Source organism: Xanthomonas vesicatoria ATCC 35937 (genome assembly GCF_001908725.1).
GTDB classification, from domain to species: Bacteria; Pseudomonadota; Gammaproteobacteria; order Xanthomonadales; family Xanthomonadaceae; genus Xanthomonas; species Xanthomonas vesicatoria.
The window spans coordinates 4556044-4577790 of the sequence record NZ_CP018725.1 but is presented as its reverse complement, the minus strand read 5'-3'; the positions used below and the strand labels follow the sequence as shown (position 1 = coordinate 4577790).

13 protein-coding genes are annotated in these 21747 nt (G+C 63.9%); 7 read left to right on the top strand and 6 right to left on the bottom strand.

What is annotated here, in order from left to right:
* Positions 1 to 78: 78 nt before the first annotated feature.
* Genes BJD12_RS19940 through BJD12_RS19925 form a run of 4 tightly spaced genes read right to left on the bottom strand, consistent with a single transcriptional unit; the run spans position 79 to position 4748 of the window.
* Positions 79 to 1272: an enoyl-CoA hydratase/isomerase family protein gene (locus BJD12_RS19940; protein ID WP_005991938.1), complete on the bottom strand. Its 1194-nt coding sequence runs from the start codon at positions 1270 to 1272 to the stop codon at positions 79 to 81.
* On the bottom strand, positions 1257 to 2054 hold the full coding sequence (locus BJD12_RS19935) for an enoyl-CoA hydratase (RefSeq protein ID WP_005991936.1): 798 nt from the start codon (positions 2052 to 2054) through the stop codon (positions 1257 to 1259). The genes BJD12_RS19940 and BJD12_RS19935 overlap by 16 nt, the downstream gene beginning before the upstream one ends.
* Entirely contained in the window at positions 2051 to 3232 is a 1182-nt protein-coding gene (locus BJD12_RS19930; RefSeq protein ID WP_005991934.1) for an acyl-CoA dehydrogenase family protein, read from the bottom strand. Before BJD12_RS19930 ends, BJD12_RS19935 begins: the two co-directional genes overlap by 4 nt.
* 10 nt (positions 3233 to 3242) lie before the next feature.
* Positions 3243 to 4748: a CoA-acylating methylmalonate-semialdehyde dehydrogenase gene (locus BJD12_RS19925; RefSeq protein ID WP_039420166.1), complete on the bottom strand. Its 1506-nt coding sequence runs from the start codon at positions 4746 to 4748 to the stop codon at positions 3243 to 3245.
* 134 nt (positions 4749 to 4882) lie between these two features.
* On the opposite strand from BJD12_RS19925, the gene BJD12_RS19920 reads away from it, so the two are divergent.
* From BJD12_RS19920 to galA, 4 genes are all read left to right on the top strand, one after another.
* A complete protein-coding gene (locus BJD12_RS19920; protein WP_005991930.1) occupies positions 4883 to 6271 on the top strand; it encodes a helix-turn-helix domain-containing protein in 1389 nt (462 codons plus the stop codon).
* A 354-nt stretch (positions 6272 to 6625) separates the two neighbouring features.
* Positions 6626 to 9319 carry a TonB-dependent receptor gene (locus BJD12_RS19915; RefSeq protein WP_039420164.1) on the top strand — a complete coding sequence of 898 codons (2694 nt, stop codon included), beginning with the start codon at positions 6626 to 6628 and terminating at the stop codon, positions 9317 to 9319.
* Between the two features lie 299 nt (positions 9320 to 9618).
* Positions 9619 to 10821: a glycoside hydrolase family 53 protein gene (locus BJD12_RS19910; protein ID WP_039420162.1), complete on the top strand. Its 1203-nt coding sequence runs from the start codon at positions 9619 to 9621 to the stop codon at positions 10819 to 10821.
* On the top strand, positions 10818 to 13385 hold the full coding sequence (gene galA / locus BJD12_RS19905; protein WP_005991924.1) for a beta-galactosidase GalA: 2568 nt from the start codon (positions 10818 to 10820) through the stop codon (positions 13383 to 13385). The genes BJD12_RS19910 and galA overlap by 4 nt, the downstream gene beginning before the upstream one ends.
* A gap of 644 nt (positions 13386 to 14029) precedes the next feature.
* Here galA and BJD12_RS19895 read toward each other — a convergent pair.
* Positions 14030 to 15958, bottom strand: coding sequence for an alpha-L-fucosidase (locus tag BJD12_RS19895; RefSeq protein ID WP_005991921.1), 1929 nt, complete (start codon positions 15956 to 15958; stop codon positions 14030 to 14032).
* Between the two features lie 991 nt (positions 15959 to 16949).
* Complete coding sequence (locus tag BJD12_RS19890; protein WP_005991919.1) at positions 16950 to 17261, bottom strand: hypothetical protein; 312 nt, start codon at positions 17259 to 17261, stop codon at positions 16950 to 16952.
* A gap of 310 nt (positions 17262 to 17571) precedes the next feature.
* Here BJD12_RS19890 and BJD12_RS19885 point away from each other — a divergent pair, with 310 nt between their 5' ends.
* From BJD12_RS19885 to BJD12_RS19875, 3 genes are all read left to right on the top strand, one after another.
* Positions 17572 to 19836, top strand: a complete 2265-nt coding sequence (locus tag BJD12_RS19885; protein ID WP_039420159.1) for a methyl-accepting chemotaxis protein — start codon at positions 17572 to 17574, stop codon at positions 19834 to 19836.
* A 663-nt stretch (positions 19837 to 20499) separates the two neighbouring features.
* Complete coding sequence (locus BJD12_RS19880) at positions 20500 to 21024, top strand: hypothetical protein (protein WP_005994225.1); 525 nt, start codon at positions 20500 to 20502, stop codon at positions 21022 to 21024.
* A gap of 348 nt (positions 21025 to 21372) precedes the next feature.
* Complete coding sequence (locus BJD12_RS19875; protein ID WP_005994223.1) at positions 21373 to 21738, top strand: hypothetical protein; 366 nt, start codon at positions 21373 to 21375, stop codon at positions 21736 to 21738.
* Positions 21739 to 21747 lie beyond the last annotated feature (9 nt).

The following is a 21747-nucleotide window of genomic DNA, read 5'->3' as shown; positions in this document are numbered from 1 at the left end:
GCAGCTGTGTAAGCGACGTTACGCACGCAACGCGCGCGCAAGTTGCGTGGATACGCGAGCCCTGCGATACACGCGGCATCATGTCTGGTGCGCACCAAGATCCGCCAACGGATGCTGCGCAGCCGGCCATGGTGCATTGAAAAAGCCGGCCGCCCATTGCGTATCCGCTGCGCTCAGCGATGCCGGCTGCCACTGTGGCTGGCGGTCCTTGTCGATCAGCAACGCCAGGATGCCTTCGGCAAAATCGCCGTGCGCGGCGGCATGCAGTGCCGCTACGTACTCGGTGCGAAACGTCTCAGCCAGCGTCGCAGTGCCGGGATGACGTTGCAGTTCCCACGCCAACCGTGCCGAGCCAGGTGCGCCGGCGGCCAGCGTCGCGCGCGCGGCCTGCAACCAACCGTCCTCGCTTTGCAGGGCAGCGATCGCATCGACCACCTGCTCCAGCGTGTCGCCGGATACCAGTTGCGCGATCAATGCCGCATGCAGCTGCAGTGGGCCCGGTTCCAGTGGCTGCGCGATTCCCTGCAAAAACGCACCCAGTTGCTCGCGATCGTTGCCGGCATCGCCGGTCCATGCGTGCGCGCTCAAGGCATCCAGCACGGCGCTGTATTGCGCATGTTCCAACCGCACATCGGCCAGACCGGCGTAGATGGCATCGCTGGCGTTGAGCGGTGCGCCGGTCAAGGCGAGAAACAGGCCGGCGCCGTGCGGCACGCGCCGCAACAGCCAGCTGCCACCTACGTCTGGAAACAGACCGACGCTGATCTCCGGCATGGCCAGGCGCGAGCGCTCGGTGACCACGCGGTGGCTGGCACCGGACATCAGGCCAATGCCGCCACCCATCACGATGCCATGGCCCCAGCACAGCAGCGGCTTGGCATAGGTATGAATGCGGTAATCCAGCCAATATTCCTCTTCGAAGAATGCGGCGGCATAGGGATTGTCTTGCGGCCGCGCACGGCGCTGGGCCGCGTCGGGCACGGCATCGCGATGCGCGCGCATGCTCTGGTACAGCCCATGCAGATCGCCGCCGGCGCACAGCGCTTTGTCGCCGGCGCCACGCAACACGACGCAGGCGATCTGCGCATCGCCGGCCCATTCCTGTAGCTGCGCATCCAGCAACCGGGTCATCTGCAACGACAAGCCATTGAGCATCTTGGGGGCATTCAAGGTGGCGACACCGATGCGATGCCCATCGGCGCAATCGCGCTGCTCGAACAGCACCGGCGCTGCGTCGGTCGGGCTTCTCTCCGTCATCAGCGGCTGCTCCACTGCGGAGCGCGCTTTTCCAAAAATGCGGCAACCCCTTCGGCCTGATCGGCCTGCTCGAACAGGTCGACGAAGGCTTCGCGCTCGGCAACCAAGGCCGCTGCGTGCGTGCCATGGCGAGTGGATTGCACCAGGCGTTTGCAGGCCGCCACGCTTACCGGGCTCTGCTTGCCGGCACGCTGCGCCCAGGCGACTGCCAGCGCGCGCGACTCGCCCTTGCCCACCACCTCTTCCACCAGGCCGATACGGTGCGCGGTGGCGGCGTCGATGCGCTCGCCCAGCAGGATCATGCGCTTGGCCCAACCCTCGCCGACCAGGCGCGGCAGGTTCTGGGTGCCCCCCGCACACGGCAGCAACCCGACACTGGCTTCGGGCAGCGCCAGATGCGCCTGTTGCTCGGCAATGCGCAGGTCGCAGGCCAGCGCGCATTCCAGACCGCCGCCCATGGCATAGCCGTTGATGGCGGCGATCGACACGCCACGGAACGCGCTCAGCGCCTCGAACGCTTCGCCGAAGCGACGCGCGGCCTCACGTGCAGCGGCCTTGTCGCCGTCGGCAAACTGCTTGAGGTCGGCACCGGCACTGAAGAACTTTTCGCCTTCGCCGGTGATCACCAGCGCGTACACGCTGCGGTCGGCATCCAATGCGTGTACCAGGTCGCGCAAGGCGGCCAGGCTGTGCACGGTCCAGGTATTGGCTGGCGGATTGCTCAACGTGATGATGGCTACATGCCCATCGCGCTCGACCTGCAGGCCGGTATGCACACGTCCTTCCCAAGCGCTCATCGCAGTTCCTCCTCGCCGTTGAGTAGATGCCGCGCCACGATCATGCGCATCACTTCGTTGGTGCCCTCCAGGATGCGATGCACGCGACTGTCGCGCAGCAGGCGTTCGATCGGGTACTCGCGGATATAGCCATACCCGCCGTGGATCTGCAGCGCCTCGTCGCAGATTGCAAAGCCGGCGTCGGTGGCGAAGCGTTTGGCCATTGCGCACCACACCGTGGCGTCGTGGCTGCCGGCATCGAGCTTGCGTGCGGCGGTATGCACCATCTGCCGCGCGGCCACCAGTTGCGTGGCCATGTCGGCGAGCTTGAATTGCAACGCCTGGAAATCGGCCAGTTTCTTGCCGAACTGGCGGCGCTCGCCCATATAGCGACGCGCGGCATCCAATGCGCCTTGCGCGGCGCCCAGCGAGCAGGCGGCGATGTTGATGCGGCCGCCATCCAGCGCCTTCATCGCCATCTTGAAGCCCTCGCCTTCCTTGCCGAGCAAATTGCCGGCCGGGATGCGTACATCGGTAAAGGTCACCCCGCGCGTGGGCTGGCTGTTCCAGCCCATCTTTTCTTCCTTGCGGCCGTAGCTGATGCCGGGCGCATCGGCTGGTACCGCGAAAGCGCTGATGCCGCGTGCGCCATCGTCTCCGGTGCGTGCCATCACCACCAGCACATCGGTGGCGCCCGCACCGGAAATGAAGGCCTTGCTGCCGTTGAGCACATACGCATCGCCATCGCGCTGCGCGCGGGTTTTCAACGATGCCGCATCCGAGCCGGCACCCGGCTCGGTCAGGCAATACGAGCCCAGCTTGGCGCCGCTGGTCATCGCCTCGCCCCACTGCGCACGCACGCCTTCATTGCCGTAACTGGCGATCAGCCAGGTCGCCATGTTGTGGATGCTGATAAAGGCCGATGTGGACGGATCGACCGTGGCCAGTTCCTCGAACACCACTGCCGCATCGAGCCGGCGCATACCTAACCCACCCACGCCTTCGTCGGTGTACAGGCCGCAGAAACCAAGTTCGGCGGCCTTGGCGATGGCCGCGCGCGGGAAGTGGCTTTCTGCATCCCATTGCGCTGCATACGGGGCGAGTTCCTTGTCGGCGAAGTCGCGTGCGGCGGCGCGGAAGGCCTCCTGCTCGTCGTTCAGATCGGCCGCGTTGGGGTGTAGCTGGATGGCTGCATTCATGACGATCGCATCACTTGAGAGAAATGGTGGTGTTGACGCCATGGCCCAGCGTCTGGTCGTCGAACCAGCGCGCGGTGACGGTCTTGGTCTGGGTGTAGAACATCACGACCTGCTTGCCGTACGGGCCCAGGTCGCCGAGCTTGGAGGCGCGCGAACCGGTGAAGGAAAACAGCGGCACCGGCACCGGAATCGGCACGTTGATGCCGACCTGGCCCACATCGATGTCTTCCTGGAAACGCCGCGCGGCTGCACCGGATTGGGTGAACAACGCGGTGCCGTTGCCGTTGGGATTGGCGTTGACCAAAGCAATGGCCTCGTCCAGCGTGGCGGCTTCCAGAATCACCAGCACCGGCCCGAAGATCTCTTCATCGTAGATCCGCATGCCGGGTTTGACGCCGGAGAAGATCGTCGGGCCGACGAAGTTGCCTTGCTCGAACCCCGGCACGGCCGGAGTGCGACCGTCCAGTTCCAGCGTGGCGCCCTGCTCCACGCCGGAGGCGATCAGGCTCTCCACGCGCTCGCGCGCCGCGCAGGAAATCAGCGGGCCCACGTCCGTGCCCTGCTCAGTACCCGCACCCAGCTTCAAGGTCTTCGCCTTGGCGACCAGGGCGGGAATCCACTGCTGCGCTTCACCCACCAGCACCAGCGTGGAAGCGGCCATGCAGCGCTGGCCGGCAGCACCGAACGCGGCACCGACCATCGCATTGAGGGTTTGTTCCTGGCTGGCGTCCGGCAGCACCACGGCATGATTCTTGGCGCCCATCATGCATTGCACGCGCTTGCCGGCCAGCGATGCGCGGCGATAGACGTGCGTGCCCACGTTGGTGGAGCCGACGAACGACAGCGCCTTGATCTCCGGGTGATCGCACAGCGCATTGACCACGGCTTCGCCACCGTGCACCACGTTGAGCACGCCCTTGGGAATGCCCGCTTCCAAGGCGAGTTCCACCAGGCGCATGGTCACCATCGGGTCCTGCTCGGACGGCTTGAGCACGAAGGTGTTGCCAGTCGCAATCGCCATCGGAAACATCCACAGCGGAATCATCGCCGGGAAGTTGAACGGGGTGATGCCCGCGCACACGCCTAGCGGCTGCAGCAGGCTGTAGGTGTCCACGCCGGTGGCGACGTTGTTGGCCAGCTCGCCCAGCTGCAGGTTGCCGATCGCCGCGGCGTGCTCCACCACTTCCAGCCCGCGGAACACATCGCCTTCGGCATCGGCCAGGGTCTTGCCCTGCTCGGCGCTGAGCAGCGCGGCCAGCTCGGGCATGTGCTCGCGGATCAGCTGCTGGTACTTGAGGAACACGCGCGCGCGCGCACCGATGGGCGTCTTGCGCCAGCTGACGAAGGCACGGCTGGCGGCGGCCACTGCGGCGTCGACTTCTGCCGTAGTGGCGAACGGCACCTGCGCCAGCACCGACTGGTCGGCCGGGTTGACCACGTCCTGCCACTGGGTGCTGGCGGAGACCAGCATTTCGCCATCGATCAACAGGGAGACGCGGGGGACGGATTCACTCATCGCAGGGCTCGCTCGCAGAAGACATCGGGCCGGCTGGCCCAGTACTTCGCATTGTTCGCAGCCCACGCCAGCATTCCCAGCCTACACCTGCTTAATCGCGCTAAGCTGGCAGCACAATCTTGCGAATCTTGCGAATGCCGCAGTCCTTGCCGCCCGTCCTCCGCCACCAGCTCGGCCTGCGCCTGCAGCGGCTGCGGCAGCGCCACGGCCTGACCCAGGCCGAGCTGGCGCGCCGGCTGGCGTTATCGCCCAGCTACCTCAATCAGATCGAGCGCAACCAGCGCCCGCTGACGTTGGCGATCCAACAGCGGCTCAAGGCCACCCTAGGCGATCTGGACGGCCTGCTGGATGTGGACGACCCGGCCGCCCTGGCCGACCCGCTGGACGAATCGCTGCGCAGCCTGGGCCACACGCTGTCGCCGGCCGAGTTGCGCGCGCTCACCGGCAACCTGCCGCAGGTGGCGCAGGCGCTGCTGGACCTGCATCGCGCCCATCAGCGCCTGCAGGAGCGCACTGCCGCGCTGGAGATGCAGATTGGCGTCGAGCATGCGGCGATGCCATCGCTGTCGCCCGGTGAGCAGGTGCGCGATTACTTCAATCGCGCGCACAACTATCTGCCCGAACTGGATGAGCGCGCCGAGGCGCTGTACGCCGAACTCGGCCTGACCCCGGAAAACCTGCCGCTGCGGCTGCGCCAGCGCCTTGCCGACCGCCATGGCCTGCTGGTGCAGGAGGCGCCCGATCTGCGCAGCGACAAGCGCAGCGTGGATGCGCAGGCGCGCGTGCTGTGGCTGCCCGCCCATCTGCGGTCCGGCCAGCAGGCGTTCCAGATGGCCGCGCACCTGGCCTTGCTGGAATGCGCACCATTGCTGGAGGCGCGTATCGCCGATGCCGGCTTCATGGATGCCGAACGCATCGCGCTGTCGCGGATCGGGCTGTCGAATTATTTCGCCGGCGCGCTGGTGATGCCGTACAGCGATTTTCTGCACAGCGCGCAACGCTCGCGCTACGACATCGAATGGCTGGCGGACCGCTTTGGCGTGGGCTTCGAGGCGGTATGCCATCGTTTGAGCACCTTGCAGCGACGTGGTGCGGCGGGCTTGCCGATCTTCTTCATGCGGGTGGACCGCGCCGGCAATGTCTCCAAGCGCCACTCGTCCACCGACTTCCACTTTTCGCACGTGGGCGGCGCTTGCCCGCTATGGATCGTCTATGAGGCGTTCAATCAACCGGACCGCATCCTGACCCAGATCGCGCGCATGCCCGACGGCCGCCGCTATTTCTGGCTGGCGCGCCAGGTCAGCAGCGGCGCCCCCGGCTACGGCCGCCCGCGCAAGACCTTTGCGCTGGCGATGGGCTGCGACCTGCGCCATGCCGACCAGCTGGTCTACGCGCGTGGCTGGGACCTGGGCGCGGTAGATGACGCGGTACCGATCGGCCCGGGCTGCCTGACCTGCGAGCGCAGCGACTGCGTGCAGCGCGCGTTTCCCGCCCTGCCCCGTTTGCCCGCCAGCATGCGCTGACAAAGTCACGTCGCTCCGTCGCCATCTGGCCAACATTTAATCGCCCGGCACATGCCCTCACCGGCCAGCGACCAAGCAGACGCTAGCGCTGCACTGCAGCATTCCAAGCCAAGATAGCTCCCGCAAAATGCTTCATTGGAATGGAATGACTCGCGCTTCTACCCTGAAGCGGACACATGCAGGACAGGGGACGCCAGCGCGCGCATCGCGCCTCTCGGCGCCACACAAACACACCGCAACACGCATTACCGCCTCACGCCACGCCCGCCCATTCGCGCCAGATCCACGTCGGTGCCGGCAGGCCGACGCAGCCAACCACCTTTTTCGGTCATTAGTCCTGGGAGGGATCAACCGATGCCTGTTCACCACACTGGTCATTCGGCCAGCCGGCGCATGCGCCGCACGCCGGTCCGCGACGTCCTCTGCACCACCATCGCCTGCGTACTGGCTACCGCGTTCAGCGCACACGCGCAGGACACCATACCGGTGGCACCGCCGGCCAACGCTACCAGCAGCGCCGCCAGCGATGGCCAGGCACCGGTCACGTTGGACAACATCACCGTCATCGGCCAGCGCGCCAGCCTGAATCAGGCCGTGCAGGCCAAGCAGATGTCCGATCACGTCATGGAAGTGATCTCCGCAGACAACATGGGCCAGATGCCCAATGTCACGGTGGCCGAAGCGCTGGTGCGCCTGCCCGGCGTCAACGGCACCCGCGACCGCGGCAACGAGAGCCTGGCCACCGTGCGCGGCCTGGGCCCGCGCATGACCATGGGCACCGTCAACGGGCGCGAGATCGCCTCGTCCGAGCCCAATCGCGCAGTGCGCTGGGAAGTGTTCCCCACCGAGATTGTTTCCACCGTCAAGGTCTACAAGACCCAGTCGGCCGACCTGGTGGCCGGTGGCCTCGCCGCCACCGTGGACATTTCCACCATCAGCCCGCTGGACTACACCGGCCCGGGCTTTGTCGGCACCGCCGGGCCGGTGTTTTACGACCACGCCAAGGACGTGGACGGCTACACCCCATGGGGCAGCCGCTTCGGCGCCAGCTGGGTGCACAAGTTCAACGACAATCTGGCGGTGGCCTTTGGCGCCACCTATCAGAAACAGAAGAACGCCAGCTCGTCGATCGGCAGCTGGGGCTATACCGATGCCGCCACCTCGCGCGACGTCGATGGCGATGGCACCGTCGATCCCACCCCGTTCGGCGCAGCCGACCAGCTCAAGCTGATCGACCAGACCCGCACCGGCGCGATGGGCACCGTGCAGTGGAGCTCGGGCAATTTCGAACTGAAGTTCGATGGCCTGTACTCGCGCATCGAGATCGACGAAGACCAGCTGCAGAACTGGTTCAACGGCCTGGCCTTCAGCACCTTTTCCGGCGCGACCAATCCGTACACCACGCCGGGCTCGTCCTACACCATCGTCGATGGCGATGTGGTGGCCGGCACGCTGGCCAACTCGAACCTGCAGGTCGACCATGTGGTCAGCCATTACAACGAGGTCAAGACGCTCACCGCCGGTGGTTTGAATGCCAAGTGGAACGGCGATGTGTGGACCTTGGGCAGCGACCTGTCGTTCTCGCAGGCCAAGCGCGACAACACCTGGCAGGCGGTGCGCTTTGGCAGCAACCCGGACACGGTGTCGTTCGACTTCCGCCGCAGCGTCACGCCCACCATCAGCACCAGCTCGGACACGCCCGAATACGGCATCGCCGGCCAGACCGAACCGCAGGCGCTGCGCGACAAGATCGCCGCGCTGGCGCTCAATGCCAGCCGTGCAGTGGATGCCGGCCCGTTCACCTCGCTGGAATTCGGCGCACGCGCCGCACGCCGCGAAAAACAGAACCGCCACTTCATCAGCAACCAGTCCGGTTACGACCAACCGATCTCGGCGTACCAGGATCTGATCTACCCGGTCGCCATGCCGGACTTGAACGTACCCACGTTGACCGGCGGCAACCTGGCCGAGATCGCACGCGTCGGCTTTGGCGGCTTCGACCCGGGCACGCTCAATGAGCAGATGCTCGACCACTGGAACGTCAAGGAAGATGTGCGCGAAGCCTTCGCCAAGGCGGTCTTCAGCTCGCAGCTGTTCGGCACCGATGTCACCGGCAACGTCGGCGTGCGTCTGGTCAATACCAAGACCAGCAGCAACGGCTTCGATTCGGTCGGCGGCACCGTGCAGGCCAGCAGCGACAGCAAGGAATACACCGACGTCCTTCCCAGCGCCACGCTCAACTTCCTGATCGACGATCAACGCATCCTGCGCGTTGCGGTGGCCAAGGTCATCGCCCGCCCGCCGCTGGACGAACTGCGCACCGGCCGTCGCCTGGACGACCCCACTGTCACCGTCGGCCAGCTCACCGGCAGCGGCGGCAACCCGCAGCTGGACCCGTTCAAGGCCACCCAGGTCGATGTCTCTTACGAGTGGTACTTCCACAAAGAAGCGCTTGCCGCACTGGCCGTGTATCGCAAGGAAGTGGATTCGAGCATCGGCTACCGCACCGATCGCGAAGTGATCAACGGCCTGGATTATCTGGTCAGCGCACCGTTCAATGGCGGTGGCGGCTACATCAATGGCGTGGAGCTCACCTTCCAGACGCCATTCTTCTTCATCCCGCACATGGAAAACTTCGGCGTCTACTCCAACTACTCGTTGGTGGATTCCAACCTCAAGGAATTCTCGCCGGAAGACAATCCGTTGCCGCTGAGCGGCCTGGCACGCAAGACCGGCACCTTCGACCTGTGGTACAGCAACGGAACCTTCGAAGCGCGCGTGGGCTACAAATACCACAGCCCCTACACGGTGGTGTACGGCTGGAATGCTGCGCGGCTGGCACGCCTGCAGAGCGAAGGTACCGTGGACCTGAGCTTGAATTGGCAGTACAGCAAGCAGCTGGGCTTCCGCTTCCAGGCCGGCAACCTCACCAACGAACCGCTGCGCGCCTACACCGACAACAAGCCCAACCGTCTGGCCAATCAGGACGACGGCGGCTACCAGCTGTTCGGACGCCGCTACCAGCTGGAAGCGACCTACCGCTTCTAAACATGGCGGCGAATGCGCGAGGCGCAGGTGCGGCCATGCATGGGGCACGCAGGACCCGGCAGACACGCGTTATCGCTGCCGGGTCCATGCAGCCCCCCCTACGCCCGGCGCCTGCACCGTCGCGTTCGATCGCGCCCTACCCACGTATCCGGCGCCTGCTGCACCGGGCAGCAGGCGAGTGACATCCAGACGCGGAAACACGGCAACCCTGGTTGCGATTCCGCACATCGCTCGCGCTGCACGACGGCCACATGCAGCATGCTGCTGGCCGCTCCATGGTTGATTTGTCGAGGAATTGCATGCGCTCTACACGCCGCTTCTGGACCCCCACGCTGCTGACGTTGGCACTGTCCGTTTCCGCACACGCCGCCCAGCCTCCCGCCACGTTGTATCTCGGCGCAGACCTGTCCTACGTCAACGAGATGGAGGAATGCGGCGTGCAGTACCGCGAAAACGGCGTGGTCACCGATCCGTTCGAACTGTTCCATGCGCACGGCGCCAATCTTGTGCGCGTGCGGTTGTGGAACGATGCGCGCTGGACCAAGTACAGCGACCTGGCCGACGTCAAAAAGACCATTGCGCGCGCACGTGCGCAAGGCATGCAGGTACTGCTGGACCTGCACTATTCCGACGATTGGGCCGATGGCGAAAAACAGCTGATTCCCAAGGCCTGGGCCAGTATCACCGAGACCGACGAGCTGGCACGCACCCTCTACGGGTTCACCTACGACACGCTCAGCGTGCTCGATCGCGCCGGGCTGATGCCGGAGCTGGTGCAGGTGGGCAATGAAAGCAATTCCGACCTGATGGACAGCCAGCCCTGGGACAAGAAGCGCCCCATCGACTGGCAGCGCAACGCCAAGCTGTTCAATGCCGGCATCAAGGCGGTGCGCGACATGAGCGCGCGCTCGACGATCAAACCGCGGGTGATGCTGCATATCGCCCAGCCGGAGAATGTGGAGCCATGGTTCGCCGCCGCCACCAAGGCCGGCGTCACCGACTTCGACCTGATCGGCATCAGCTACTACCGCAAATGGTCTACCCAATCGATGGCGCAGCTGGGCAAGACCATCAAGCGCCTGCGCGGCCGCTACGATGCCGATGTGGTGGTGGTGGAAACCGCCTACCCGTGGACGCTGGACGCCGGCGACACCTCGCACAACCTGCTCGGCGAAGACTCCCTGATTGCCGGTTACCCGGCCACACCGCAAGGCCAGTCCAAGTACATGATCGATCTCACCCAGCTGGTGATCGATACGGGCGGCGCCGGCGTCGTGTACTGGGAACCGGCATGGACCAGCAGCAGCTGCAAGACGCGCTGGGGCACCGGCTCGTCGTGGGAAAACGCCAGTTTCTTCGATTTCAAGAACGGCAACGAGGTGCTGCCGGCGATCGACTTCATGCACCACCCGTACACCGGCGCGCCCCCCTCGTACACGCCCGCAGCGAACGCGCCTGCATCGGCAAAACCGGCAGACGTCAGCACGAGGACACAGCCATGACCGGCATCAATCGCCGCGCGTTGCTGCGCGGCATGCTTGCAAGCGGCGTGAGCGCGGCACTCCCGGTTGGCACCGCTGCCGCCGCGGTGCCCGGCAGTGCCGCCGCTGCATCGGCCACTGCCAAGACCGCCGCGTCGGTTGGCCCATTGGGCGATGCAACGCTGGCACCACGCGAGCGCCTGCTATTCGATTTCGGCTGGCGCTTTCATCTGGGGCACGCCAGCGACCCGTCGCGCGATTTCGAATTCGGCACCTTCCAGCGCACCTTCGCCAAGGCCGGCAAGGACACCGCCACCGCCGCGCAACTGGCGTTCGACGACACCGCTTGGCAGCAAGTGGACCTGCCGCACGACTGGGCCGCGACCCTGCCCTTCCGCCCCGAGCCGACCTCCGCCTCGATGAGCGAGGAAGACCCCGCGGCCGCACATGGCTACAAGGCGCTGGGGACAAGCTTTCCTGAAAACAGCGTGGGCTGGTATCGCCGTACGCTGCAGATTCCGGCAAGCGATCTGGGCAAGCGCATCTGCCTGGTCTTCGACGGCGTGTTCCGCGATTGCGTGGTGTTCTGCAACGGCCACATCGTTGGGCGCAATGCCAGCGGCTATTGCGGCTTCGAGGTCGACCTGAGCGAAGTACTGGACTACGGCAAGCCCAACGTTATCGCCGTGCGCGTGGATGCCACCCTGGGCGAAGGCTGGTTCTACGAGGGGGCCGGCATTTACCGCCACCTTTGGCTGCAGAAGACCGACCCCCTGCATCTGCCGCAAGATGGCGTGTTCGTCCGCAGCACCGTGCAGGGCGACAGTGCCACCGCGCAGGTGTCTGCCGAAGTACGCAACGACGGTACCGCGCCACGCCAGTGCAGCGTGCAGGTCCACATCACCGCACCGGATGGACGCGTGGTCGCGCAGGGAGTCAGCGCGGCGGTGACGGTGGCGCCGGGTCAGGTACAACTGCTCGAACAGACCCTCCCGCTGGGCCAGGCGGCCTTATGGTCGATCGACACCCCGCAGCTCTACACCCTCACCACCAGCGTACACAGCGATGGCAAGGCTACCGATGCGGTAGTCACACCGTTCGGCGTGCGCAGCATCGCCTTCGACGCACAGCGCGGCTTCCTGTTGAACGGCGCCCCGCTCAAGTTGCACGGCACCAACAACCACCAGGATCATGCCGGCGTCGGCACCGCCATTCCGGATGCGCTGCACGAATGGCGCCTGCGCCAGCTCAAGTCGATGGGCTGCAATGCCTATCGCAGCTCGCATAATCCGGCCACGCCCGAATTGCTCGCACTCTGCGACCGCCTGGGCATGTTCGTCATCGAAGAAACCCGCCGCATGTCCACCGACCCCGAAGCGATGCGCGAGCTCGAAACCATGGTGCGACGCGGGCGCAATCATCCCAGCGTGATCCTGCGGTCGCTCGGCAACGAAGAACCGCAGCAGGTCACCGAGCGCGGCGCGCGCATCGTGTCGCGCATGCAGCAGCGCGTGCGCCAGCTCGACCCCACCCGCCCGACCACCTTCGCCATGGACAAGGGCTTCGGCGATGGAGTCGGCCAGGTCGTCGATGTGGTCGGCTTCAATTACCGCACCAGCCAGATGGATGGCTTCCACGCGCAATACCCCGACATTCCGATCTACGGCAGCGAAACCGGCAGCACCGTGTCGGTACGCGGCAACTACCAACGCGACGACGCACGCGGCTATAGGCGCGCCTACGACCTGGACCACCCCTGGTGGGCCAGCACCGCTGAAGCGTGGTGGAGCTATGTCGCCCAACGCCCCTATATCGCCGGCGGCTTTATCTGGACCGGCTTCGACTACCGCGGCGAACCCACACCCTACAACCGCTGGCCGAATGTCGCTTCCCAATTCGGCGTGCTCGACAGTTGCGGGTTTCCCAAGGACAACTACTGGTATTACCGCGCCCAATGGACCAGTGAACCGGTGTTGCATCTGTTCCCGCACTGGAACTGGGATGGCCTACTGCAGGCGGACGACAACGGCCACGTACAGGTCTGGTGCCACAGCAATCTCGACGCCGTGGAGCTGCTGGTCAACGGCATCAGCCAGGGCCTGCAGCAGGTGCCCGCTTACGGCCATGTCGAGTGGCGGGTGACGTATGCCCCGGGCGCGATCGAAGCGCGTGGCTATCGCGGCGGCACCCTGGTCCTGAGCCAGCGCCGCGAAACCGGAGGCAAGCCGGCCGCGATCCGCCTGAGCTGTGATCGCGACAGCCTGCATGCCGACGGTGAGGACGTGGCGGTGGTCAAGGTAGAGATTGTCGATGCACAGGGCCGCATCGTGCCCAATGCGGACAACCTCGTGCACTTCGCTCTGCGCGGCCCCGCGCGCCTGATCGGCGTAGGGAACGGCGACCCCAGCAGCCACGAAGACGACAAAACCCCGCGACGCAAGGCGTTCAATGGATTGTGCATGGCGTTGCTGCAGAGCGCGCTGGCACACGGCGACATTGTGTTGCAGGCCACTGCGCCTGGCCTGACATCGGCGACCCTGCGCATTCCTGCCGAAGTGACCAGCACACGCAAAGCAGTCGCCTGAATCAACTCGCCCCGCGGCTACGGGGCGAGACTGGCTGCGCGGTGATAAAAGCGGCAAGTAGCACCAGCCACCGTGCGGCCATGCCGTGTCCAAGAGGCCGAGCGACAAAGTCTCGTCATCGCGCTGCGCATGGATCCAGGCGTGCAAACCTACGTACGTCTACTCTCCGGATCGCAGAAATACCACTTGAGCTTTTTATCTCACGCCTTGAAATTGCGTAAGTGTGTAGCCGTGCATGGGACGCGGATCGTAGGCCTAATTTTTTGGTCGGCCCGCGTGGGCGAGGCGTTGCGACGATGCCTCATTGCACGCCTTCCGAAGCGTGCCCGGATCTGAGTGCGAAACCATCAAGTGCCTCGGTTGCGTGGCCTGCGCCACCGTGCGGCAAGCAGAACGCTGAGCGCTTCGATGGCGGCCTGCATCCATGCGTGCCGTTCCCTACCCCACCAATTCGCTTGCGCTAAGCGCCGCGCGCCATAGCGTGTCATCCGTCACGGCGGTAGGCAGCGCAGCTCAGGTTCCTCTGCCTGCGTGACGTGAATGCGCAATGTATCGGTTCGCCTGTTGTAGCTCATGCCCACCAAATTGTCTCGCCGCAGCGATGTGCATCCGCACCGCGCATGGCCGCGCGGATGCACAGGCGCTCACCGCAACTGCGAAAACGCACCGATCCCCGCGATCGCCAGCCGCTCGGCAGGCACTGCCGTTTCAGCGAACGACAGCCGCAGATAGCGGATCTGGCGAACTTCGGGGAAATTCAGGCGCTGGGTCGAGAGCGCATAGGCGATATTGGACAGCTCGCCAGCGCCAGCCGGCCGCCAGCGTTGGCCATCTTCGCTGGTTTCGGCGCGATAGCCCTTTGGTGGCGCCGCGCCATTCATCACCGTGCGCGAGGGCGTCAGGCTGAAGCCAGCCACCTCACGCAGCGCGCCGAGGTCGATGGTCGCTTGTACGGGATGGCCGGGTGTAGGTGCGGGCGTGAGCCAGATCGTGCTGGCATCGTCGTCGAGCAGCGTCTCCGCCCCTGGCGCGCTCGCTTCGACGATGCGCCAGCCGGCGGAAGACAATACATCCGGCGCGTTCGCTGCTGGCCGCGCGACCGGCACTGGCGCAACCGCGCGGAACAGCGCGAATTCGCTGATCGCCGGGCACACCGGCGCCTCAAGCACGATCAGGCGCACCCGGCGCGCGGCGACCGGGCGATCCAGCCGCACGATGCGCTGTGCGCCGATGCACTGCGCTTCGGCCAGCCGCCGCCACTGCCCATCTACTTCAGCCTCGACCGCAAAGCGAGTGACGCGCACTCCCAGCGGGAGATATTCGCGCAGCCGGATCAAATCGAAACTGTGCACCGCCGACAGCTCCAGCGTCAGCGTCGGCGTGGTGACATCGTCCGACGTGGACCAATAGCTGTCCGGCTGGCGGTCGAGCACGCGCGCCGGCTCGAACCCGGCACCGCGCGATGCGCTGGCGCTGGCCTTGGCGCCCTTGGCCAGATCGATGGCGAAGCTGGCGCGGATCGCGTCGCCAAAACTCTGCAGCACCGCCACGTCATGGTCGGGGATGCGGCCGCGTCGGTCGGGCGGCAAATTGAGGTTCATGTTGGTGCCGCGCGCGACGGAGGTGTCGAAATAGCGCACCAGGTTCTCCGGGCTACGCACCTTCCCGTCTTCATCGGAATGGTAGAACCAGCCCGGACGGATCGACGTGTTGGTTTCGGCCGGCCACCATAGCGCCCCACCGCGCACGCCCGAATTGCCGTTTTCCTGGGTGTAGGGGGCATCGGGCATGGTCGGCCAGGAGGGATCGCCGGCAATGCCGTCCTCGTTGCCGCCCCAACGGATCTCGGCGCCGAGTGGGTCGAAGGTACAGGCCATCGGTTGGCGCTGATGCACCAGCTCTATCATCCGCGGCCAGTTGTAGTACGCGGGCGCATCGATCTTGCGCGATTCGCGCGCCCCACCGTAGTAACCGTCGCCACCATTGGCGCCATCGAACCAGAACTCGAACAGATCGCCATAGCCTGTGCACAGTTCGACGATCTGCTTGCGGAAATAGTCGAGGTAGCCGGGGCGACCATACTCGGCATGGTTGCGATCCCAGGGCGAGAGATAGATGCCGAACGCCAGGCCAGCGCGTCGACACGCCGCTGCCATCTCCCCGACGATGTCACCCTTGCCGTTCTTGTAGGGCGAGTTGCGGATGCAATGCTCGGTCAGGCGTGTCGGCCAAAGACAGAACCCATCGTGGTGCTTGGCCGTGAAAATAAGCCCTTTCAGATTGCCGGCCTTGGCAGCAGCAACAATCTGATCGGCTGAAAAATCGCTGGGATCGAATTTGCGCGGATCCTCGTCGCCGTAGCCCCATTCCTTGTCGGTGAAGGTGTTCATCGCAAAATGCACGAAGGCGTATTGTTCCCACCGATGCCACCGCAGCTGCCGAGCGCTGGGCACGGCGCCCCACGGCGCTGGACCATTCGGACGCGGTGCAGCCGTCATCCGCGCGGCGGATGCGCCGAAACTTGCGGCAACGGCCACGACACCTGTGGCAAGAAAGGTACGACGATCGATCATTAGCGCCTCCGACTCTGCACGAGTCCAGATCTTAACTTTTCCAACCGCAGAAGGGGTCTGATCGGAAGCCACCGACGGTGGTGCAAGGCGCGAGAAGCCCAGCGCTGCACTGCAGCCTTGCGATCGATCTGCCCGTTGTCGTCACCCAGACTCACGCCAGCCCGAGCACTGCCGACGCAACCGCAACGGGCGTGCGCTCGGCACTGCACTCGATGCGCATAAGCTGGATATTTCCTGCTCCCTGACCGACATTCCTGCGAGTGCGGGCGAAACCATGCAATCCAAAGTCTCGTGACGGACAGGAAGGCGACACGCAAGCCCTGTTGATCGGCCTAGGCACTGGCAGCGCAGCCGCTGGCGAAAGCCAAGAGGCGACAGCCACCACGCTATCAACGGACAACATATGGCGTAGTGCAATCAGTAGCAGCGGCGACACGGCATTTCTGGCAGCGTCCATGCCCGCTTGGCTCAAAGGCTTTGTCCTATGGACCCGACATGCGTTCACGCAGATGTCCCTGCGTTAAGCGGTTGGACAAACGCAACCGATGTAGCTTCCGCTCGAACTGTCCCATCTCGGCACCGCAACCGATCTATCACTGCCGTCACCGACACAACCCTCCATGCGATTTCCCAAACGTACATGCAGAGTCTGTCAGGGCTTTAAGTCGTCGCAACTCAACACCCTGACGCGCGTACCGCCTCACGCCTTAACTATCGAAGCAGGCCCAGCAACAGAGTAGTTGTCCATCGCGATACTTCTTTTTGCTGACACCACGAACGGCGAAGCTGCAACGCCCACGGTGACAGCACCCATTACCAGCAATGACAGCAGCCTCACCAGAAAATCTTTTCTAAGACGTCGTACGGGAAAGGCCCAGCAAGAAGACCGCGTCTTCAAAGCAATCGCATAAACGGCGCCTTCGGTAACTCACCGCAAACAACTGCCGTAAAGGGCGCCAGGAGTTGATCACCTTGCCCTGTATGCCGTTGATCAACCTGGCGCATCGTCCGATGAATGGTTCAAATCGCGCGGAAAATAACGGCGAAACTTCTCTTCCCACGCCTGGAATTGCTCCAGCGTATAGCCATCCATCGGCCGTTCCACCTGCGCGGTCGCCTTGTTTTGCGCCACGACGACAATGCGCTGGGACGACAATTCATCCCAGGCTTTTCTGAGCGTGGCAGGCTCGGGATGCGAGACCAGCATGGCCTCCAGCAAGGTGGCCTGCGCAACGCGCGCAGCCAGCAGGTCGCTGAGCGCATCAGTGACGGCCTGCATCCATTCGTGGTTCTGGGTATCCATGCGTGCATGTCGGACGTCGGTGTGGGCAGCGACTCTAGCGCGGCCTCCGACACAACTATGTGCACTGACGACTGAGCTCGCCGCTGCCGCAGGCTGCCACGTCAGCAGTCTGCAACCCCGCCCACCGCGTCTGCCAGTCAGGTGTTTCCCGACCAGTTGACAACGGCGACGCGGAGCTAAATCCACGGATCTTGGCGGGATCAAGTTTGCAGACATCGCGTCGTTATCCACCATGCCGACCCGATCCTCATGTGATCTTCACACGAATGGTCTGACCGGCATCTTCCAACCCTGGACTCGGGACTGCCGCATGACCGCCTTACTGCAACGCTATTCTGTCGGCCGCCGCCTGGGCGCCGCATTCGTCTTGTTGATCCTGCTGTCGGGTTCGCTGGTTGCCATCGGCTTGAATTCGATGGCCGGCGCGAAGAAACAGCTGGATTTCATCGTGCTCGACCGCATGGCCAAGATCCAGATGGGCAACGGGATGCTGGATGCCAACTCGTCGATCATGATCGCGCTGGGCACCTACGCGATGGCCACCAGTGCCGAACTCGACAACCAGGCCCTGGAGACGATCAAGACGCAGCGCCAGCGCTACAAGGATCTGCGCGCAAAGCTCGACACGCTTCCCAGCTCCGAAGAAGGCCGCAAGATTCGCGCGGAGATGGACGCGCTGCGCGCGGTCTCCGGCAAGATCAATGACGAAGTGATGACCCTGGCAGCTGCGGATGACAACACGCCTGCGCAGGCCCTGCTCAACCAGAAGGCGCGCCTTGCTAATACCGCCTGGCAGGACAAGATCCGTGAGCTGGTGAGCCGGCAGGAGCACCAAAGTCAGCAGGCCTATGCGGAAGCAGTGCAATCGATGAATCGCGCCAAGCTGCTGTTGCTGATCGGCGGAGTCGCCGTGGTCACGATCAGCGGCCTGCTTGCCTGGTTGATCACGCGCAGCCTGACCCATCCGCTGGCCCGCGCCACCAAGGCAGCCGAGGCCATCGCCAACGGTCAGCTCGACAACCAGGTGCAGACCGACGCGCAGGACGAAACCGGCCGCCTGCTGCGCGCCATGAGCGGCATGCAGACACAGCTGCAAGCCTTGCTCAGCGCCCAAGGCGACATGGCCAAGCGTCACAACGATGGGCAGATCAGCTTCCGCATCGATGCCAGTGCATTTCCCGGCGACTACGGCCGCATGGCGCAGGACACCAACACCCTGGTCGCCTCGCATCTGGCAGTGCAGACCACGCTCGCGCGCATCATGGGCCGCTACGCCATTGGCGATCTGAGCGAAAGCATGGATGCGTTGCCCGGCGAAAAAGCCGTATTGACCCAGACCATGAACGAGGTCAAGGCCAACCTGTCGGCGATGAACGCCGAGATCAAGCAGCTGGCGTTGTCGGCCGCCAACGGCGACTTCAGCGCACGCGGCGATGCCGACCGCTTCCAGTACGACTTCCACATCATGGTCGACAGCCTCAACCAGCTGATGGCCACCGCCGATGGCAATCTGCAATCGCTATCGTCGTTGTTGCAATCCATCGCTGCGGGGGATCTGACCGCACGCATGAGCGGCGAGTTCCGCGGCGTGTTCGCACAGATGCGCGACGACGCCAATGCCACCGCCGTACAGCTGGCCGAGATTGTCGGGCGTATCCAGCACTCGGCGGTGTCGATCAATTCGGCCGCCAGCGAGATTGCAGCCGGCAATCAGGACTTGTCGCAACGCACCGAACAGCAAGCGGCCAACCTGGAAGAAACCGCGGCATCGATGGAAGAGTTGACCTCCACCGTGCGCCAGAACGCCGAACATGCGCGCCAGGCCAATCAGCTGGCAATCGGTGCGGCCAGCGTCGCCTCGCAGGGCGGCGACATCGTCAGCAAGGTCGTGGGCACCATGACCGGCATCGAAGCCTCGTCCAAGAAGATCGCCGACATCATCAGCGTCATCGATGGCATCTCCTTCCAGACCAACATCCTGGCGTTGAACGCAGCGGTCGAGGCGGCACGCGCCGGCGAACAAGGCCGCGGTTTTGCGGTGGTCGCCAGCGAAGTGCGCACCCTTGCGCAACGCTCCACGGCTGCGGCCAAGGAAATCAAGAGCCTGATCGACGACTCGGTCGAGCGCGTGGCCGAAGGCTCCGCACTGGTGCACAGCGCCGGCACCACCATGGCCGAGATCGTCGCCAGCGTGCAGCGCGTTACCGACATCATGGGCGAGATTTCTGCCGCCTCGCAGGAGCAGTCGGCCGGCATCGAACAGGTCAACCTCACGGTCACCCAAATGGACGAAACCACGCAGCAGAATGCCGCGTTGGTGGAAGAAGCCACTGCGGCCGCACGCTCCATGGAAGAACAGGCAGTGCAGCTCAGGCAGGCGGTGTCGATCTTCAAGATCGAGGCCGAACGCCCGTCGGTCGTGCGTTCCGCTGCACCGACCGTGCTGCATCCCAAGAAGCCGACTGGCGTTACCCGACACACGCCACACGGCACCGCGACGTCGATCAAGCGCCCGGCCAAGCAGGCGGTTGTGGCCAGCGCGTCGAGCACAGGCGCAGATTGGCAAGAGTTCTAAGCCGTCGCTTCAGCAAAATTTGGCGCAATACGAAGGTCGGCTGCGTGAGCAGTCGGCCTTTCTTGCGTTGAGCAGACACAAGTCAAAACGGACAACCAACAGGCATCAGTCTTCAACCGCCGCACTGCGGATCGCGATCCTGGCCCTGCTCGGCTTAAACTTGTCTGCCCGCAGGTCGACCCGACCACCGCGGCCACCGCGCAGCATCTGCAGGCCAGTGCCGCACGCCCTGCACGCCACCGCCTGCCCGCCCCCACCGCGTCCAGACTTCGGAAGCCGTTTTCTTGCAAAGCACTGACACCAAAGACAAATCCAAGCCCAGCAGCGGGGTTCCCGAGCACACCCCGCTGATGAAGAAATCTTGGCGTGTGATGATCGTAAAGCCCAAAAGACTTGTGCAGAAAGGACTTTAAGAAGCGCACGAGGCCGACGAACAGCGCGTCGCAACAATTTCGCTACAATTTGGTCAACGTGTGCCGCCAAGCCTAGCGGTCCCGGATAGCTCCAATACTTGGAGTGGTACTGGCCTGCTTGATGCCCTGAGTTGCTTTTTCTGCTGCCTGAGACCCGTCGCGGAAACGGCTGCCGCTCTGAGGCCTCGCGTCTCAATTCATGAGAGAACCCTCGGCCACAGTTCGGGACACATCCCAAACGAGCCAGAGCATGACCGATCGCCTTTTTGCGCCAATCCCCAGCACGGCTGAGCTGCTGACGAAGATCAAGAAGCCCAGTAAACAGCGCTCCAATGCTGCGGAGGTCGTGCGATGGTCCTTCTATCTGCTCATAGCCCTTGTAGTTGCCATGGGGATTTCGGCGGGACTTAGCATCATTGGACTTCTAAGCGTTACAACGACGAGATCGGTCCTGACGGTCTTGATGACCATCGTTGCGTTGACGTTCTGGGTGTGGTTACTCGCTCAAACCTTGGATGTGTTTCTGACTCTGAAGGCTGAATATCGTTTGGCTGCTGCGGAAGTAGACGAAAACATCTTGCTTGAGCAGGGTGTGATTTCCACATTGACGCGATGCGATCCCTTACGCCTCCGGGAGCATGCAAAATTAATGGAACTTAGAGCTAAGATCCTGACAAGAAGGTCCCAGATGGGGGTGGCTGTATCAGCGGTCTGCGCAGTGCTAATCAAACTGCGGGAAGCTGGTGAAAAAGCGGCAGTTTGGGGAACGCTCTAAGATGTGGATCTATTCGTCTTGGCAGCAAGCTTGAGCGTTCTGATTGGTGCGGCGGCCGTCTTCTCGTTTGCAGGAAATTTAGAGCGGCTCTCGTGCCTACTGATGCTCGCCGCTGACCGGACCGATGCAGGCATCAAGTAACCTTTGACTCAGCGGAGCACAAGACGCCTCCAAGCCATGAATCAGCGAGACCTACCATTTGCCTCATGGACAGCAGAAGTCAGCTAATACCTTCTATAAAATTACCGAGAAGGTAGCTCTCGGATCTGTGAAGTAGCTCGTCAAGCGAGCTCTTGCGCAAGAGAAGCTACCTGCTTGGATGAGTGCTCACCCAACACAGGAGCACCCATGCATCACCAAACGCAGATCCAGGTCGCCAGTCGCCTGCTCGGCCACCTCCTTCAGCAGCGCACGACCCGCCTTCCCCCTAACGAAGTAGAGGACATCCAATACTCGCTCGACTTGGCTGCCGAGTTGCTGAGGCTCGGCGGGCCGGGGCCGGCCGGGCAAGTGCAGGCATCGACCATTGCTCCATCCAACCCCATCCTCGTCAAACGAGCGGTCGTTGAACGCAGCTTCGTTCCGGCTATGCCGGCGTCCGTCGAAGAGTGGCGAGAGGCGCGCAAGAAGAACAAGGAAAAGGACAACGTCCCCCGTCCCAAGGAACCTATTGGGATCGAGCGGATAGATCTCCGCCCTCGTCCCCGGCACTAAGGGCCCAGA

Coding starts and splice junctions, on each gene's coding strand:
- galA (WP_005991924.1), top strand. CDS start 10,818: ATGACCGGCATCAATCGCCGCGCGTTGCTGCGCGGCATGCTTGCAAGC.
- BJD12_RS19895 (WP_005991921.1), bottom strand. CDS start 15,958: ATGATCGATCGTCGTACCTTTCTTGCCACAGGTGTCGTGGCCGTTGCC.
- BJD12_RS19880 (WP_005994225.1), top strand. CDS start 20,500: ATGACCGATCGCCTTTTTGCGCCAATCCCCAGCACGGCTGAGCTGCTG.
- BJD12_RS19910 (WP_039420162.1), top strand. CDS start 9,619: ATGCGCTCTACACGCCGCTTCTGGACCCCCACGCTGCTGACGTTGGCA.
- BJD12_RS19935 (WP_005991936.1), bottom strand. CDS start 2,054: ATGAGCGCTTGGGAAGGACGTGTGCATACCGGCCTGCAGGTCGAGCGC.
- BJD12_RS19920 (WP_005991930.1), top strand. CDS start 4,883: ATGCCGCAGTCCTTGCCGCCCGTCCTCCGCCACCAGCTCGGCCTGCGC.
- BJD12_RS19925 (WP_039420166.1), bottom strand. CDS start 4,748: ATGAGTGAATCCGTCCCCCGCGTCTCCCTGTTGATCGATGGCGAAATG.
- BJD12_RS19885 (WP_039420159.1), top strand. CDS start 17,572: ATGACCGCCTTACTGCAACGCTATTCTGTCGGCCGCCGCCTGGGCGCC.
- BJD12_RS19915 (WP_039420164.1), top strand. CDS start 6,626: ATGCCTGTTCACCACACTGGTCATTCGGCCAGCCGGCGCATGCGCCGC.
- BJD12_RS19890 (WP_005991919.1), bottom strand. CDS start 17,261: ATGGATACCCAGAACCACGAATGGATGCAGGCCGTCACTGATGCGCTC.
- BJD12_RS19930 (WP_005991934.1), bottom strand. CDS start 3,232: ATGAATGCAGCCATCCAGCTACACCCCAACGCGGCCGATCTGAACGAC.
- BJD12_RS19875 (WP_005994223.1), top strand. CDS start 21,373: ATGCATCACCAAACGCAGATCCAGGTCGCCAGTCGCCTGCTCGGCCAC.